This window comes from Pedobacter humicola, from assembly GCF_056490705.1.
In genome coordinates, this window is sequence record NZ_JBWJIG010000002.1 from 58,497 (window position 1) to 75,506 (window position 17,010).

Annotated in this window: 13 protein-coding genes; 3 read left to right on the plus strand and 10 right to left on the minus strand. The window is 39.6% G+C overall.

The features are described 5' to 3' along the window. Nucleotides 1-519 precede the first annotated feature (519 nt). Nucleotides 520-1,806 (minus strand): tyrosine--tRNA ligase, encoded by a 1,287-nt coding sequence (tyrS, locus tag AC04Q1_RS03850; RefSeq protein WP_478361981.1) that lies wholly within the window; start codon nt 1,804-1,806, stop codon nt 520-522. A gap of 50 nt (nt 1,807-1,856) precedes the next feature. Beyond that, nucleotides 1,857-3,158 (minus strand): patatin-like phospholipase family protein, encoded by a 1,302-nt coding sequence (locus AC04Q1_RS03855; protein ID WP_478361983.1) that lies wholly within the window; start codon nt 3,156-3,158, stop codon nt 1,857-1,859. Between the two features lie 119 nt (nt 3,159-3,277). Here AC04Q1_RS03855 and AC04Q1_RS03860 point away from each other — a divergent pair, with 119 nt between their 5' ends. The 3 genes from AC04Q1_RS03860 to dapA all read left to right on the plus strand — a co-directional run bounded on the left by AC04Q1_RS03860 (nt 3,278) and on the right by dapA (nt 7,060). Continuing rightward, complete coding sequence (locus tag AC04Q1_RS03860; protein WP_478361985.1) at nt 3,278-3,952, plus strand: ACP phosphodiesterase; 675 nt, start codon at nt 3,278-3,280, stop codon at nt 3,950-3,952. A gap of 126 nt (nt 3,953-4,078) precedes the next feature. Beyond that, nucleotides 4,079-6,091: an NAD-dependent DNA ligase LigA gene (gene ligA, locus AC04Q1_RS03865; RefSeq protein WP_478361987.1), complete on the plus strand. Its 2,013-nt coding sequence runs from the start codon at nt 4,079-4,081 to the stop codon at nt 6,089-6,091. 81 nt (nt 6,092-6,172) lie between these two features. After that, nucleotides 6,173-7,060 carry a 4-hydroxy-tetrahydrodipicolinate synthase gene (gene dapA, locus AC04Q1_RS03870; protein WP_478361989.1) on the plus strand — a complete coding sequence of 296 codons (888 nt, stop codon included), beginning with the start codon at nt 6,173-6,175 and terminating at the stop codon, nt 7,058-7,060. 353 nt (nt 7,061-7,413) lie between these two features. Here the strand turns inward: dapA and AC04Q1_RS03875 are convergent, their stop codons facing one another. From AC04Q1_RS03875 to murC, 8 genes are all read right to left on the minus strand, one after another. Continuing rightward, nucleotides 7,414-7,896, minus strand: coding sequence for an N-acetyltransferase family protein (locus AC04Q1_RS03875; protein ID WP_478361991.1), 483 nt, complete (start codon nt 7,894-7,896; stop codon nt 7,414-7,416). A 187-nt stretch (nt 7,897-8,083) separates the two neighbouring features. Then, on the minus strand, nt 8,084-9,064 hold the full coding sequence (locus tag AC04Q1_RS03880; RefSeq protein WP_478361993.1) for a helix-turn-helix domain-containing protein: 981 nt from the start codon (nt 9,062-9,064) through the stop codon (nt 8,084-8,086). 358 nt (nt 9,065-9,422) lie between these two features. Next, nucleotides 9,423-9,599: a hypothetical protein gene (locus tag AC04Q1_RS03885; RefSeq protein ID WP_056871440.1), complete on the minus strand. Its 177-nt coding sequence runs from the start codon at nt 9,597-9,599 to the stop codon at nt 9,423-9,425. Nucleotides 9,600-9,855: 256 nt separating this feature from the next. Continuing rightward, complete coding sequence (locus tag AC04Q1_RS03890) at nt 9,856-11,097, minus strand: aminotransferase class I/II-fold pyridoxal phosphate-dependent enzyme (RefSeq protein ID WP_478361995.1); 1,242 nt, start codon at nt 11,095-11,097, stop codon at nt 9,856-9,858. 167 nt (nt 11,098-11,264) lie between these two features. After that, entirely contained in the window at nt 11,265-12,899 is a 1,635-nt protein-coding gene (gene ftsZ / locus AC04Q1_RS03895; RefSeq protein ID WP_478361997.1) for a cell division protein FtsZ, read from the minus strand. 130 nt (nt 12,900-13,029) lie between these two features. Continuing rightward, a complete protein-coding gene (gene ftsA, locus AC04Q1_RS03900) occupies nt 13,030-14,388 on the minus strand; it encodes a cell division protein FtsA (RefSeq protein ID WP_055915204.1) in 1,359 nt (452 codons plus the stop codon). A 5-nt stretch (nt 14,389-14,393) separates the two neighbouring features. After that, nucleotides 14,394-15,656, minus strand: coding sequence for a cell division protein FtsQ/DivIB (locus AC04Q1_RS03905; RefSeq protein WP_478361999.1), 1,263 nt, complete (start codon nt 15,654-15,656; stop codon nt 14,394-14,396). Beyond that, nucleotides 15,649-17,004, minus strand: coding sequence for a UDP-N-acetylmuramate--L-alanine ligase (gene murC, locus AC04Q1_RS03910; protein ID WP_478362001.1), 1,356 nt, complete (start codon nt 17,002-17,004; stop codon nt 15,649-15,651). The genes AC04Q1_RS03905 and murC overlap by 8 nt, the downstream gene beginning before the upstream one ends. Between the last annotated feature and the right edge of the window lie 6 nt (nt 17,005-17,010).

A 17,010-nucleotide genomic window follows, 5' to 3' on the forward strand; every position in this document is an offset into this window, starting at 1 on the left:
GGCTAAACATCGGCTTCAAAAATCCTTTCAAGTACATTCTTTACAACTATTCGGCATAATAGTCGATGAAAGGAATAAAATGGTAGTTTAGTGATGACATCTAGGCTGTAATATTTTGTATGTTTGATTATCCCAAACCAATCCCTACTTATTATGACATCACCCAAGGACTTAACAGAGACTGCAACCTGTCCATCCTGTCCAAAATGTAAGAATTTTGAGACCTACAGGGTGCCGAGAGGTTTTATCTTTAAAACACTCATGCCGTGGATATCGACTAAACGGTACAAATGTTATAAGTGTTTTAACAAATTTTACGTATTTAAATAGTGCCATCTATATTAACACCTCACTTGAGCCACCAACCAGTGGCTTTTTTTATGCATTAAAAAAGGGTTGCCCGTTAAAAGCAGCCCCTGGAGGTTGGATACGTATCCGTTTATATAACTTCCTGTTCTATCTTAAATTCAATCCCAATAAATAAATTTTTCACCTTTAATCTCATTGGGCCAGAAAATTTTATTCAGCGATCAAAAGGAAATAGTTTTTCTTTCCTTTTTGCACGACAATGAATTTATCATTTATCAGATGATCTGCAGTAAAGACCTGCGCCATTTCTGCTACCTTTTCTTTATTTACCGAAACGCCACCACCCTGGATGGTTTTTTTCGCCTCTCCCTTTGATGGGAAAATAGCCGATTTTTCGGCAAGTAGGCTTGCAGCGTCAATTCCGGCACCAAGCTCTTCAATTAGAATTTTATATTGGGGTATGCCATCAAATATGTCTAACACTTCTCTATCAGATAAGCCTTTTAAAAACTCCAATGATCCGTTTCCGAATAAGAACTCAGAAGTTTTAACGGCGGTTTCCAACGCTTCAGCAGAGTGGGTTTTTACCGTGATATCTTCGGCTAAAGCTTTCTGCAGAATACGCAAATGCGGAGCGGCATCGTGTTCTTTTTCTAAAGCTTCTATTTCTCCCTTGTTTTTCAATGTGAAAATACGGATCCATTTTTTCACATCATCATCTGATGCATTTAACCAAAACTGGTAGAATTTATATGGAGAGGTTTTTTCAGGATCCAGCCAAACTGCACCACTCTCGGTTTTCCCAAATTTGGTCCCATCAGCCTTTTTAATGAGCTGCGTGGTAATGGCATAAGCTGTTCCGGCATCCTTTCTTCTGATCAGTTCGGTACCGGTAACAATATTTCCCCATTGATCGGAACCACCCATCTGCACCAGACAGTTTTCGTTTTTCCATAAATGGTAGAAATCGTAACCCTGGATCAACTGGTAACAGAACTCGGTAAAAGACAAACCAGAGTCGCCCTCTAAACGTCGCTTAACGCTATCTTTTGCCATCATGTAGTTTACGGTAATGTGCTTACCTACATCCCTGATAAAGGTAAAAAGGTTCATATCTTTAAACCAGTCGGCATTGTTAACCATTACCGCACCGTTTCCCCCTTCTTCAAATTTCAGGAATTTAGCCAGTTGCTTTTTCATGCCCTTAAGATTGTGCTCAATCATTTCAGGCGTTTGCAGATTGCGTTCATCGGATTTCCCTGACGGATCGCCCACCATACCCGTTGCACCACCGACCAAGGCAAATGGTTTGTGCCCGGCATTTTGAAAATGAATCAGGGTCATGATCTGCGTTAAGTGACCAACATGTAACGAATCTGCAGTAGGGTCGAAACCGATATAACCAGAAGTCATACCCTCGTTTAACTTTTCTTCAGTATTCGGCATAATATCATGCAGCATGCCACGCCATCTTAACTCTTCAACAAAATTCGTCATTGTACAAACACTTTAATAATGTGCGTGCAAAGATAAAATTTTAGCTTAGTTTAAAGCAAATTAGTTGGTTTTGTAAACCAGTTCTTAAAATCGGTCTTCGCGGCTTCAAAATCCGGATGGCCGATAAGACAACCGAGACTTGCATTACTCCGGATGGACTGGTTTGGAACACCCCCGCCATTCAACCAGTTATCACATAGTTTTTTGATCAATGAAACTTCAGCGTCTTCTACCGCGTCCATATCCATGGTATTGAGCTTCACATATTCATCTTTATTGATCCCTGCGGGCAGATCCCAATGTTTGCCGACGGCATCATCAACCAATATCGGTCTCAATGCAGGGTTCATACGGATAAAATCTACCGGTTTAGCCGGCATATCGGGATTGAGGATCATATAGGCCACAAAAGCGGCAGTATCGGGCGGGTCATTTAAGATACTTGTCCCCATTTTCTGAATATCCCTGATTAAACCGGGCGCTTCCTGTTTGGCTTTGAGTTCATCATACTTTGCAGGGATGTCTTCATCATACTGAAGCTGAGAAACTGTTCCCGTCCCTATTGAAAGTACCTGAATATTTTCGATCTGGTATTGTGCCTTATTGCAAATGGCTTCAGTAACCGCAACCAGAACAGGGTTGTTATTACCCGTAACGCCCCCATCCCAGTAATATTTTGGTTTGTTGTTTACCTTAAAAGTAGCGGGCTCATTAAAATAATTAACCGGTGCAGTACTGGAGGCATGGATGGCATCAACCAAACTCAACATACAATCCGTCGGTGTTGCTGCCTGTAGAGGTAAGTTTTTAAGCTTCCTTTCAATAACCGAAGTTGAGGCCATACTATCGCAATCAGACCGGAACAGCTCAGCCCTATTGCGGTAATAATCATAACCTATAATCAAAAACTGGGTCTTGATTGCACCATTTATGGCAATATGTGCCGGGATATCCACCATATCAATCTGCGCAATTCCGGGTAAAATTTCCTTTAAAGCGATATGTTTCCGCCTGGTGGCATATTTAGCACCGATCTTAAATATCCTCGCTATACTGGCCAGCAAACTTTTTTCAAAAAAACTTAACCTCGAAAAAACCTTGCTGCGCAATTTTTCATCCTCAAATATCTTCTCAATTTCAGATAGTCTTAAGTTTTCGGCCATTGCTGCGGCTACCAAACTGCCACCACTGTTGGCCGATACCAGATCAAATTCAGCTAAAACCTCATGTCCGGTAGGATCTGGATTGTTAAAAGTTTCGGCAAAGAGTTTACGCAGGCACTTCACCTGAATGAGTGCCCAGGAACCACCACCATCAAGCGACAGTATCCTGTAAGTTTTAGCATTGGGCATGATGCAAAGATTTAGGAACAATTAAAGCTATACATAATTAGCCTCTAAAACAATATAGCTTTACGGTCAATATTTCCAATCCGGGTTTTACAACATGTAAGAAAACATTACCTTGCAACATGAACTTTTTATCCCATTATTATTTCGACCGAGCAGATAAAGACGCCAATGTGGTAATGGGAACAGTTTTGCCGGATCTGATCAAAAACGCGGCAAAAGAAGCCAATCTTTATCCACAGAAGAATGAATTCCTATTTAAAGGAAACCCTGATGAAGAAAACTTATTAATCGGCTGGAAAAGACACCTGGCGGTTGATCTCTTTTTTCATTCCTCTAATTTCTTTCTGGAGAAAACCACCGAACTGAAACAGCTCATTAAACCGATTGTGGAAAATACGCCCGTGCGCCCATCTTTCCTGGCACATATCGGTTTAGAACTTTTATTGGACCATTTATTGATCGAACACAACCTCATTCAGGTGAACCATTTTTACGATAAGCTTAGTGCAGTTAAAAAAGAATCATTAAGCGATTTTCTGGAACACTGCAACCTGAAAGATCCAGCAATATTTTTCAACTTTCTGGAAAAGTTCATCAGCAGTAAATACCTGTTGAGCTATCAAAAACTCGAGAACATCAGTTATGCACTTAACAGGATATGTATGCGGTTATGGCCCGAAACACTGAACGAAAAACAGCTGCAGCAACTTACCTTTCAATTGGGGATTTTTAAAGCAGTTTTAGAAAAGGATTTTATGGATATTTTTGAGGAGATTGAGGGAAAATTAATTTAACCAAAACATTATGGTTTCAGAAACTATCAAAAGCTAAAGCGACCGTGATATCTATCAAGGCATAAAATAATATAATTTTCTACATCTGCCAGAGTAAAAAAGAAGTATTTTTTCTAAGTTTGTCTTATGTCGCTAACTGCAATAAAAGAAGAAATGGATGCCCTGGTGGCCGAATTAAACCAGCACAATTATAATTATTATGTGCTGGCCATGCCTACCATTGGCGATTATGAGTTCGATAAAAAATTAAAACATCTAGCTGAGCTGGAAAAAGCAAATCCAGACTTTGCTGATCCGAATTCGCCTACTCAGCGTGTGGGTGGCGATATCACCAAAAGCTTCATTACTGTTAACCACAAATACCCCATGTTATCGTTGGGGAATACCTATAATGAGCAGGATCTGCGCGATTTTGATGAGCGCATCCGTAAAGCGATTGGCGACAATTTTGAATACGTTTGTGAATTGAAATTTGATGGTCTATCAATCAGCCTGACCTACGAAAACGGCAAACTTTTAAGAGCTGTTACCCGCGGAGACGGTACCAAAGGGGATGATGTAACCAATAACGTAAAAACCATCCATACCATCCCGCATCAGATTAAATCGAAAGTTGCCCCGGAGCATTTCGAAATCCGCGGAGAGATTTTTATGCACAAAGCAGCCTTTTTACGTTTAAATGCCGCCCGCGAAGAACTCGGAGAAATTCAATATGCAAACCCGCGGAACTTTGCCTCCGGCACAATCAAAATGCAGGATAGTAAAGAAGTGGCCAAACGGCCTTTAGATGGATTTATTTACTTTTTGTATACCGATAAAAATGAATTCAAAACCCATTGGGAAAGTTTAAATGCCGTAAAGGACTGGGGATTTCATGTTTGCGAACACAACAGATTGGTTTCGAACATCGATGCAGTTTTAGAATTTATCCACCATTGGGAAGATGAACGCTTTAAACTGAGTTATGATATTGATGGGATCGTAATTAAGGTAAACAGCTATGCACAACAGCAGGAACTGGGTTTTACATCCAAATCGCCGCGTTGGGCAATTTCATATAAATATAAAGCAGCAGAAGTTGAAACCGTTTTAGAAAAGGTAACCTATCAGGTAGGCAGAACCGGGGCAGTTACCCCGGTGGCCAATTTAAAACCGGTTTTGTTGGCGGGAACCACGGTTAAACGTGCTACGCTGCACAATGCCAATGAAATAGAGCGTTTAGATTTACACGAAGGTGATACGGTTTATGTTGAAAAAGGTGGCGAAATTATACCAAAGATCATTAAGGTAAATCTGGAAAAACGTTTACCGGATGCCCAAAAAGTACATTATCTTCATAATTGCCCAGAATGCGGGACTGAACTGATCAGAAAAGAAGGGGAAGCGGTACACTACTGCCCCAACGATGAGGGCTGTCCGCCGCAGATTGTTGGCAAAATCCAGCATTTTATTTCGCGTAAAGCGATGAACATTGATGGCCTTGGCGACGAAACCATCGAAACCTTTTATAAACATGGTTTGGTAAACCACATCAGCGATTTATATACTTTATACCAAAAATCGGATCAATTGAAAACGCTTGATCGGTTTGGAGAACGTTCAATTGAAAACATGCTTGCCGGGATTGAAAAGTCGAAGGAAATGCCTTTCGAGAAAGTTCTCTTTGGTTTGGGTATCCGTTATGTTGGCGAGACCGTGGCAAGAAAAACAGCAATCGGGGTGAAGAATATCGATAACCTTTCGAAAGCAACTGTTGAGGAATTAATCGCGATTGATGAGATCGGGCAGCGTATTGCAGAGAGTATTGTTGAATATTTTGGAAAAACGGAGCATTTACAGCAGGTAGAATTATTAAAATCAGCCGGATTACAGTTCGAAATTGAAGAAAAGGTAATTACGCTTGATAGTGATAGACTTATTGGAAAAACATTCGTAATTTCGGGCGTTTTTGAAAACTTTAGCCGCGATGAGCTGAAAGACATGATTGAGTCTAATGGCGGCAAGATGTTGAGTGGTATTTCGGGCAAATTGAATTACCTGGTAGCTGGCGACAATATGGGGCCATCGAAACTGGAAAAGGCGAATAAGCTAAACGTTCCGATCATCAGTGATGCCGAACTTTTAGACATGATAAAATAAGAGCGTGACTGAGTTATTGAGTGAAAGATTGCGGACATTCTATCATTCAATAATTCAAAATTCAATAATTATAGATTAAAAATGAACAAATTTCAGGGTACTGGTGTAGCATTGGTTACGCCTTTCAACACAGATGGATCAGTTGATTATAACGGTTTAAAACACCTGATTAATCATTTGGTAGACGGAGGGATAGATTACCTCGTTTCTTTAGGTACAACCGGCGAAACCGCTACAATGACCAAGGACGAGAAGAAGAAGGTGTGGGCCTATACTGCTGAAATTAACAATAACAGATTACCTTTAGTTGCCGGAATTGGTGGCAATGATACTTTGGCAGTTGCCGAAGACATTAAATCTTTTGATGCCACAGGCTACAGTGCCATTTTATCGGTCAGTCCTTATTACAACAAACCTACGCAGGAAGGGATTTATCAGCACTATAAATATTTGGCTGAAATTTCTCCGTTAGATTTGATTTTATACAATGTACCGGGCCGTACAAACAGCAACATGAGTCCTGAAACCACTTGCAGGTTGGCACACGATTTTAAAAACATCATTGCAACCAAAGAGGCTTCCGGAAGTTTCGATCAGTTTAACCAGATTATGAGAGATAAGCCTCAAGATTTTCTTTTAATCTCCGGCGATGATCCGATTACTTTACCAATGATTGCTTTAGGCGCATCGGGATTAATCTCTGTAATTGGTAATGCATTACCTAAACAGCTTTCCGATATGGTTAGACAATGTTTAGCTGGCGATTTTAAAGATGCTGCTCCAGCGCATTTAAGCTTAATTGAGTTTACGCGTTTAGCCTTTGCGGAAGGCAATCCGGCAGGGATTAAAGCAGCACTAAACCATTTGGGTATTTGTGGAGACACGGTAAGATTACCATTGGTTAAAGCTTCTTCATCTTTAGAAAAACTGATTGTAGCAGAAATAGAAAAACTGATTGTGGCCGTTTAAGTCACGGTCTACATGTAATTTACAACAGATTGTTTGATTTTGCCGAAAGGTAGATGATAGCAGTCTGTTTTTTTGTGTGTAAATAAAAAAATTACGAAAACAAAATAATTGACAATCAATAAGTTAAGATAAATCGCCCAAACCATTTACCTTTTTTTATTTCTATCAGGGCAAACTCATGCGTTTTGTAAAATCAGACCGATTGGATGATTATAAATTTATCCGGTAAGCAGATATTACAAATCTAGATTTGTTATCCTGAGCTTGTCGAAGGACTGGTAAATGTGTTTCGACAGGCTCAACATGAGGGCATTTGAAGAGAAATCCTCTTTATGATATCATTTTCAGAAATATTATGCAATCAGTTTATTTCTTCTTTCCAGGAGCAGGTTATCTTGCCAAACACCTTTAGCTTTCCCTATTTTTTCCCTGTAGCCCACTACCCTGAACCCGGCTTTTTCATGAATTTTTAATATTGCAGAATTTTGCAGAAATATACCGGCTTGTAACATCCATATGCCTTTTCTTTCACTTTCTTTAACCAAAGCATCCAATAACGATGAGCCTATGCCCTGACCTTTATAGCCTTGTTTCACATACACTTCTATTTCACCAACTCCGCCCATATCAAAATTTGCTGATACAGGCAAAAGTGCACTCCATCCTACAATTTCATTATTTTGCATCGCTACAAACCTACAGTTTTTAAGGTGCGATAAGTCCCAATCTTTCCACGAAATTTCCGGTGTCCTGAAGCTAGCAGTACCTGTTTCGATTCCCTCCTGATAAATAGCCCTAACCTCTTCCCAATCCCCGGAGCACATGATTTTTATCATCGTTCTATTCAATTTTGGCCACGGTAAGCCTGTTAATGTATAGTTTATATTTGATCAATCACAAAAATAACTAAACATAACCCATATCGCATGTAATACAGGACTAAGTTTGTCCTGTATTATAAATCAGCACAACTCTACAACATAAAGCACACTCAAAGCGCATTTCCGTAACAGAAACGTTAGGTTAACGTTTTTGTATACCTAAGTTTTTTGAATATTCAACGGGACTCATTTTTACCAGTTTTTTAAAGGAATTATAAAAGGCGCTACGGGAAGAAAAACCTGCACTATAGGCAAGTGCCTCTAAAGTGAAATTTTGCATAATATCAGGGTTCCTAATACTTTCCTTTATCCAATTTACACGGTATTGATTGATGTAATCAATAAATCCTTTTTTAAAGTAGCAATTTAATACAATAGAAAGTTTATGGCTGCTTAAACCGATCTCCTGGGCAAGGGATTGAAGCCTAATACCTTTATCCCTAAACGACTGGTGTTTGTGGATATGCTGTTCTAATTTCTGTCCCCATTCTTCCAGTTCTTTATCCCTGTCTTTCCCCGAAAAATTTTTCTGAATGGATATAAGCGTTGAAGTTTTAACATTTAACAGCGAGGCGACCACTTCTAAAGGCAGGCGGTCTAAATAACCTGGATTGGTTTTGGCAAAGTACAGATATCTTTCTTTGGCGTTACCCACCCGTATAATGTGTGCCCTATGCTGTGCATGCTTATAATATTTTTCCAAAATCACCCTGAAGATATAATTCAGCTCAAAGTGATGTAAGAAAAGGCGGTTGAGTTCGTCATTATGCATGGCGAGCAAATGGGTATCCTCAACAGCAACAACATATTCTTGCGAATAGCCAGATCCATGAAGTCCCGATATTGAACTTACAAAATCATTCTCAACAGAGATGTAGGTTGTTATTTTGTGTTTGTTATGGGTAGTACACCCCATCAACGCACCTTTAATTATAAAATATATGTATTCGCAAACTTCGTTCTCGTTAAAAAGGACCTGATCTTTTTTAATGCTTAACTGTAAAAGATGTTCTTCAAGCTCCTCAACCAACTCTGTATCAATCGAATGGATAGCTCCCATGATATTCAGGACATGCCTGATATCTTCAGTATCTGCCTGGGTATATTGCAAGTATTTTGCCACTTTAATACAGTTAATAATGTTGATCAATAATACCCAGAGTTACCTTACTCAGATTTCAAATAGATATGATATATTGGGCACGAAAATACAGCTTTTATTCGTTCACTTGCATTAGATCAGTATTCCATAAATAGGGGTGACTGTTGTATCAACCTTTGGAGATAAGCCCTGATCACCGCAGAGAAACATCAATAAAAAAACGGAAGCTAAAGAAACTAACGGAATGAAGAATAATTAATCTTATATATTTTACGATAATAAAATTATCTACTCGTTATACCAGGAAAAAAAATAAATACAGCTCATAAAAAAGCCTTAGAAAATATTCCAAGGCTTCAAAGATTCATATTTTGATTGCTTAAGCTTTGTTTTTCGTATCCTGTACTTCTAAGCGGATTGCTTGAGCTAAATTTTTTAGATCCTGCATACCTTTACGTATACGGGTTCCAGCAGCGCTGTTACCTTTATTATAAAATTTGTCTGCATCAGCTTCCAAAGCTGCTACTAAACTTTTTACTTCTTCAAATTTTTTCATTTTTAATTAATTTATGGTTTTTTAAGGTTTGATTTTAAATTATCTACTCTAATTTAAAGGGTTTAATGAAATAAAAAAATTTTTGTCGCAATAAAAAACGGCCTTCTATGCCGTTTTTTTCCACATCTAAGGTATTTATAAACATATTGAACATCAAACATCGCCACAAATAATTGATATTCAGAATTTTAAAAACCACCGGTAACAAAAAAGCCCTTTAAACGCATTTAAAGGGCTTTGTGAAATTTTATTGATCTTAAACGGTTGCGAAAAGATTCTCTTTGTAATATCCGTTTTCTAATTTCTCGGCTACTTCACTAAAAGCATCCAAGGTACGTTGTACGTCTTCCAGCGTGTGAACAGCAGTAGGGATTAAACGTAGTTCGATCATGCCTTTAGGAATTACTGGATATACTACGATTGAACAGAATATGCTATAGTTCTCCCGTAGGTCGTAAGTAATCGCCGTAGCATCAGAGAGCTCTCCCTTCAAGAAAACCGGAGTAACCACAGAATCGGTAACCCCTAGGTCGAATCCACGTTCGCGTAAACCTTTTTGTAAGGTCATGGCAATTTCCCAAAGTTTATCCTTTAACTCAGGCTGGCTTTTCAGCAATTCTAAGCGCTTTAATAAACCGATCACCATAGGCATTGGTAAAGCCTTAGCAAAAGTCTGAGAACGCATGTTATACCTTAAAAAATTGGTGATCTGTTCTGTAGATGCAACAAAAGCACCAATACCCGCCATCGATTTAGCGAAAGTTCCGAAATAGACATCTATTCCATCAATACAGTCCTGCGCTTCGTGCGTACCTGCGCCGGTTTTACCCATCGTACCGAAGCCATGTGCATCATCAACTAAAATACGGAAATTGAAATCTTTTTTCAGATCGACAATTTCTTTCAGTTTACCCTGGGCACCGCTCATCCCGAAAACCCCTTCAGTAATTAAAAGGATACCGCCTCCCGTTTCTTCAACCAGTTTAGTAGCACGCTCCAATTGTTTACGGGCACTTTCTATATCATTATGTTTGTAAACGAAACGTTTACCCATATGCAAACGTAAACCATCTACAATACAGGCATGCGATTCCGCATCATACACCACAACATCGTTTCTATCAACCAAAGTATCAATAATGGATACCATCCCCTGGTAACCATAGTTTAATAAAAATGCATCGGGCTTACCTACAAATTCTGCAAGTTCTTGCTCTAATTGCTCATGATAGTTTGAGTTACCGCTCATCATACGGGCACCCATCGGGTAGGCCATACCGAACCGCGCAGCGGCTTCTTCATCTGCCTTTCTAACTTCGGGGTGATTGGCTAAACCTAAATAGTTATTTAAACTCCAAACCAAATGCTCTTTTCCACGAAACTGCATGTGAGGTGCAATTTCTCCCTCTAATTTTGGAAATGAGAAATACCCATGAGACCATTTCTGGTGTTGACCAAGAGGCCCCATGTGCTTTGCTATCTTATCAAATATATCCAATGTAATATGTGTTTTTTTATAATAAAATTTTGCGAATTTAAGCTTTATTCGTCTTAAAATCAACCTACTTGGCGTATTAGATGCATTTAAGATTTTTTTACATACCAATTTTATGCCAAAAAAGCCCCGATTTACCATCGGGGCTTTAAAATTATATTTGGTCTGTTTTAATCAACATTGTCATGCAAAAAAGAATTGTTCGGTCTGATCTCTGTACCGCCGTCCTGATCGTTGCTCAAAGTAAAGCGGCTAACCTGCGACTCAGAAGAATGCTGAACTTGTTGCAATTGCATCTGTTTACGTTTGTAGGCAGGTTCATTTTCCAATTCCTGTAAACCGTTGGTTGTACGCAATTTCATACTTAAATCTTTTAAACGTAAGATACGTTCCTTCGATTTTTTCAATTGCTCCTCCATTGATTCATCGCTTTTGTCATCATCTAAACCAACAACCGGCATTTCGATTTCTGGTTCAGGCTCTGGCATTGGTGGCATCTGAGCAACCGGTGTTTCAAACACAAAGTTAGTCTCAGCTAATTTCACTTCAAACTCAAAACCAGTTTCTTGCGCCGTTTCTTCAATTTGAGGCTCCTCCTCGATTAAAGTATGACGGACTATATTATTTTCCGGTTCCTGAACTTTTTGAGGTTCAGATTTATTGAACATACCACCAAAAAGATCTGCTTGCGAAACTTCTTCCTTTGTTTTTAAAACAGGCTCATATGATGGCGTTGTTCTAGGCTGAATAAAGGAGTTTACAGGTTCAACGGGACGAATTAGCGGCGCTTCTTCAGGCGTCAATAATGATATTTTCTTTTTATTTTTTTCTTCGTTTACACGTTCTTCTGATGTTTGGAAACCTGTAGCGATGATGGTTACCGAAAGTTTATCACCTAAAGATTCATCTGTACAGTTACCCCAGATCAAATCAGCTGATAAACCTGCCTTCTCCTGAATGTAATCGGTAATGATTGAAACCTCATCCATGGTTACCTCACGGAGGCCAGAACTGATATTCAATAAAATGTAACGGGCGCCCTCAATTTCATTATCTTTTAATAATGGAGAGGCTAAAGCGCCTTCCACAGCCTGTAATGCACGGTCTTCACCCTCAGCGGCAAAACTACCCATAATGGCTACACCACTATCTTTCATTACGGTACGCACATCCTTAAAATCCACGTTGATATAACCGGGTACAGTAATAATTTCTGCGATACCTTTTGCAGCTGTTGTTAAAATATCGTCGGCCTGGCCAAAAGCAGAGCCCAGGGTTAAGTTTCCGAAGATCTCACGCAGGCGGTCGTTAGAGATGACCAGATAAGAATCTACATACTTCTTCAATTCTTCCATTCCCTCGTCGGCCTGCAGCTTACGCCTTTTTCCTTCGAAAGAAAATGGAGTAGTAATGATCGCAACCGTTAAGATATCAAGTTCCTTAGCTGCTTTGGCAATGATTGGAGAAGCACCTGTACCGGTACCACCACCCATTCCTGCCGTAATAAAAAGCATTTTGGTGGTACTACCTAACATTGCCTTGATATCATCTATATTTTCTATCGCTGAGTTTTTACCAACCTCTGGGATAGAACCTGCGCCCATTCCCTCGGTTAAGCTAGCACCTAATTGTACCTTGTTAGGTATCGGGCTAGATTCCAAAGCTTGGGCATCTGTATTACAAATAATAAAATCCACACCAGTAATACCAGAAAGGTACATATGGTTTACTGCGTTGCCGCCACCGCCCCCAACACCAATTACCTTGATGATTGAAGACTTATCTTTTAACATTTCGAACTGCATATCTTTATGAATCAGTTGTTTAAAAATTTTTAAATTCTGTTCATTACTCAATGTAATATTAACACTTTTTCAACAGACGTTTTCCACAACTGTTGATAATGTGGAAAACTCATCTTTTGTGGAAAAATAATTAACTTTTCAAGTAATCTTCATCACTTACATTCATATCATCCTGAATGAAAGTTCTCGTTTTTGCAAGTAATTTATCGAACAGACCAGGTCCTCGTTTTTCTTTTTCCTTTGCTGTTTTTGGTTTTTCTACAAAAACGCCCGGCTGTTTCATCTCTTCAATCAACTCTTCTGCTTTTTGAATTCCCTTGATCAACAAACCGACACTGGTTGCATACATCGGGCTTTTCAGATCATCATAGATCGTTTTAGGCATATCTTCGTATTTAGATAAGTGCTCGTTCGGATAACCGATACGGCAATCTAAACCCGTTACATATTCTACAGCTTGAGACAAGTGTTTCAATAAAGCACCGCCACCCGTGATTACGATACCACCAATGAGCTTTTTCTCATATCCTGAAGATTTGATCTCATAGTATACGTGCTCAATAATCTCTTCCATCCGTGCCTGGATTACATAAGCCAGGTTTTTAACAGAAATTTCTTTTGGTTCGCGACCGCGCAGCCCCGGAACACAAATGATTTCGTTTTCTTTATTCTCCTCAGCAAGCGCAGAACCAAAACGCGTTTTTAATAACTCAGCCTGGTTACGCATCACCGAGCAACCCTCTCTGATATCTTCAGTAACACTATTGCCACCAAATGGAATAACCGCTGTATGACGGATAATACCCTCGTGGAAAATGGCAATATCTGTAGTACCACCACCAATATCAACCAATGCAATACCAGCTTCTTTTTCTTCCTCGCTCAACACCGATTCGGAAGAGGCCAATGGCTCAAGAATTAAATCCTGAGTTTGTAAACCTGCATTGTTTACACACTTAATGATGTTTTTTACTGCCGTAACCTGACCAGAAATGATATGGAAGTTAGCTTCAAGGCGTACCCCTGCCATACCGATCGGATCTTTGATCCCCGGTTCGTTATCGATGGTAAATTCTTGTGGCAATACATGGATGATCTCCTCACCCGGCGGCATTACCAGTTTAAACATATCATCAATCAACTTATCGATATCCTTTTTGCCGATTTCGTTGTTTAATTCTCTTCTTGTTAAAATTCCCCTGTGCTGTAAGCTCTTAATGTGCTGACCTGCAATACCCACATTTACCACCTGTATCTCTACATTGGATTGTCCGCTTGCCACTTCAACTGCTTGAGCAATACCCTGCACGGTTTTTTGAATGTTAGAAACCACTCCACGTGTCACCCCCGCCGATTCTGCCTTGCCTATTCCTAAGATTTCTATCTTACCGTGTTGTGTTCTACGACCGACGATAACACAAATTTTTGTAGTACCGATATCCAATCCTACTACAATGGGCGACTGACTGGTAAATTTTGCCTTGTCCATATTCGTTAATTTTGCTGAGTTTTATACTGTTTTTCCAGGGCTCTGATTTCCTTCTCTCTTGCTTCTTTCTCTTTTTTCAGTTGCGCCTCAGATTTTGCCGGCCTTGGCTGTGCTGTTACCGTTTGCTTCGGTTTTTCTCTTTTATCCGCAGGCTTTGTTTCCTTTGGTTTGGTAGCCGTGGTAACCGCCGGCTTTTTTACTTCTGTTTTAATCGTTGCTGTTTTTTTTGGCTCAACCTTCTTAGGTTCTGCTTTCTTTGTTTCCACCTTTTTTGGTTCAGCTTTAGCCACAACCTTCTTAGGCTCTACTTTTTTAGGTTCAGCTTTTTTAACTTCTTCTTTTTTTGCTGCTTCTTTTTCTGGCTGATCGGCCTCAGGGCGATCGTCCATCGCTGCAACAATTGTACTATTGATCAATGAATCGGCAACACTTCGTTGTATCCTCAAACTATCAACGGCCGAAAATGTTTTTGCTTTTTTTCCTAAACCTGTCGAATCTCTTTTTTCGCAAACGATCTGGTTGGTATATTTAATATTTATCGTTTTATAGGTATCCCAACCGACCTGCGGCATTGCTTTTTTATAAAACAATAACAGGTTCTTCATTTTCTTTTCCAAAGAATCAGCATTACCCAAAATGATGCGCTGATTGCCCACCCTTGGAATCAATTCGATATCATTTTTCTGATCGACTACGATCTGTTCGATCTGAGCATCCCAAAGCGTATCTTTTTTGATATACTGTGCCGTTTTATATAAATCCTTTGCTAATTGCGTATGCAGGGTATCTACGCGGCTACCAAAAACTTCTGATATATGTCCCGTTGCTACCAGTACATTCGCAGTGAAGTTTGAAGATATCGGCATTTTTAAACCATCATTGTCGATATAAAAATCCTGACCGTTTTCGTTCAACAGGCGCAAAATCGGTTGCCGCTGTTTTACTTCGATATGCAGCACGCCATCCATATCCACATATACCTTTGCAAAGCCGATATATGGGTTGGACTGTAGTTTTTTCTCGATCTTGTGGATATTGATATTTTCGAGGTTTCGACCTAAAAGAATACCCTGGTCTTCCTTTAGAATGGCATCAATTTCTTCGCGTTCGATAAAATTATCAGCACCGGGGATCAGAATCTTGACATCGGTACATTTAACCGTCTGCTTTTTAACGTTAATAAAACTCAATAGCAACACCACCCCTGCAAGGCTGATGAGCCAGGCAAAGCCAGTAAAAATTGCGTTCCAGTTTATACGTTTAAGCATGGTTTAAAGTGTTTTTTAAAGGTTCGATAACCGTGTCGATATCGCCCGCTCCTACTGTTAAAATTAGTTCAGGTTTTGTATCCTTAACATACTGAACCACAAAATCTTTTCCACATATCTTTTTATTCCTTAGGGTAATTTTATCCAATAAAAACTGTGAATTAATCCCCTCAAGAGGCAATTCTCTTGCCGGATAAATCTCTAGCAACAACAGTTGATCAGCTGTGCTTAAAACTTTTGCAAATTCATCTGCAAAATCCCTTGTACGTGAATACAGGTGCGGCTGAAAAATTACCGTTAACTTTTTATCAGGATACAACTGCCTAACCGCATCAAAACAGGCCTTTAGCTCTTCCGGGTGGTGTGCATAATCATCGATGTAAATCTGGTTACCATTATTCACGATATACTCAAAACGCCGTTTAACTCCCTTAAAATTGGCAACGGCCTGTTTTACCTTTTCAGCATCAATGCCCAATTGCAAAGCGATGGCAATGGCAACAGTCGTATTTTCAACATTGTGCTTACCAGGGAGCATTAAACTGATATCTTTTATAGCCTGGCTACCGTCTCTATAATCAAAAACAAATTTCGATCCCTCCACCCTTAAATTCTCTGCTTTCGCCGTTGCGGTAGTACTTGCGGCATAACTGATGCTATTTTCCAGGAGTAATCCTTCGTGCGCGTACAAAGTACCTTCGGCTTTAAGCTGACCTGCAAATAGTCTAAATGACTCTTCGAGGTGACTTTTATCTCCATAGATGTCCAAATGATCGGCATCCATTGAAGTAACCACCGCTACGTCCGGATGCAGCGTAAGGAAAGAACGATCATATTCATCGGCCTCTACCACCACAACATTGTTATCCCCAAAAAGTACGTTGCTGTTATAATTACTGGTTATACCACCCAAAAAAGCCGTGCAATCGTAACCTGTATCTTTTAAGATATGTGCTACAATAGAAGAAGTTGTCGTTTTGCCATGCGTACCTGCAACAGCAATACAAAACATGCCTTTACTGATAATACCCAGCACTTCAGAACGCTTTTTAAGTGAAAACCCCTTATCGATAAAGTGGTTTAAAACCTTCGAATCTTTCGGGATCGCGGGGGTATAAACCACCAGTGTATCGTCATGATTATCCAGAAATGCACAAGGCAGCGCAGAAGATTCATCAAAGTATGTAATCAGAATACCTTCCTGCTCTAATGTTTCGGTCAATTTGGTCCTGGTTTTATCATAACCACAAACCACCTGTCCGCGTTTAGCAAAATACCGGGCAAGTGCACTCATGCCGATACCACCGATACCAACAAAGAAAACCCGATTTATTTTACTTAATTCCATTTTTCT

Coding starts and splice junctions, on each gene's coding strand:
- tyrS (WP_478361981.1), bottom strand. CDS start 1,806: ATGACGAATTTTGTTGAAGAGTTAAGATGGCGTGGCATGCTGCATGAT.
- AC04Q1_RS03855 (WP_478361983.1), bottom strand. CDS start 3,158: ATGCCCAATGCTAAAACTTACAGGATACTGTCGCTTGATGGTGGTGGT.
- AC04Q1_RS03860 (WP_478361985.1), top strand. CDS start 3,278: ATGAACTTTTTATCCCATTATTATTTCGACCGAGCAGATAAAGACGCC.
- ligA (WP_478361987.1), top strand. CDS start 4,079: ATGTCGCTAACTGCAATAAAAGAAGAAATGGATGCCCTGGTGGCCGAA.
- dapA (WP_478361989.1), top strand. CDS start 6,173: ATGAACAAATTTCAGGGTACTGGTGTAGCATTGGTTACGCCTTTCAAC.
- AC04Q1_RS03875 (WP_478361991.1), bottom strand. CDS start 7,896: ATGATAAAAATCATGTGCTCCGGGGATTGGGAAGAGGTTAGGGCTATT.
- AC04Q1_RS03885 (WP_056871440.1), bottom strand. CDS start 9,599: ATGAAAAAATTTGAAGAAGTAAAAAGTTTAGTAGCAGCTTTGGAAGCT.
- ftsZ (WP_478361997.1), bottom strand. CDS start 12,899: ATGCAGTTCGAAATGTTAAAAGATAAGTCTTCAATCATCAAGGTAATT.
- ftsA (WP_055915204.1), bottom strand. CDS start 14,388: ATGGACAAGGCAAAATTTACCAGTCAGTCGCCCATTGTAGTAGGATTG.
- AC04Q1_RS03905 (WP_478361999.1), bottom strand. CDS start 15,656: ATGCTTAAACGTATAAACTGGAACGCAATTTTTACTGGCTTTGCCTGG.
- murC (WP_478362001.1), bottom strand. CDS start 17,004: ATGGAATTAAGTAAAATAAATCGGGTTTTCTTTGTTGGTATCGGTGGT.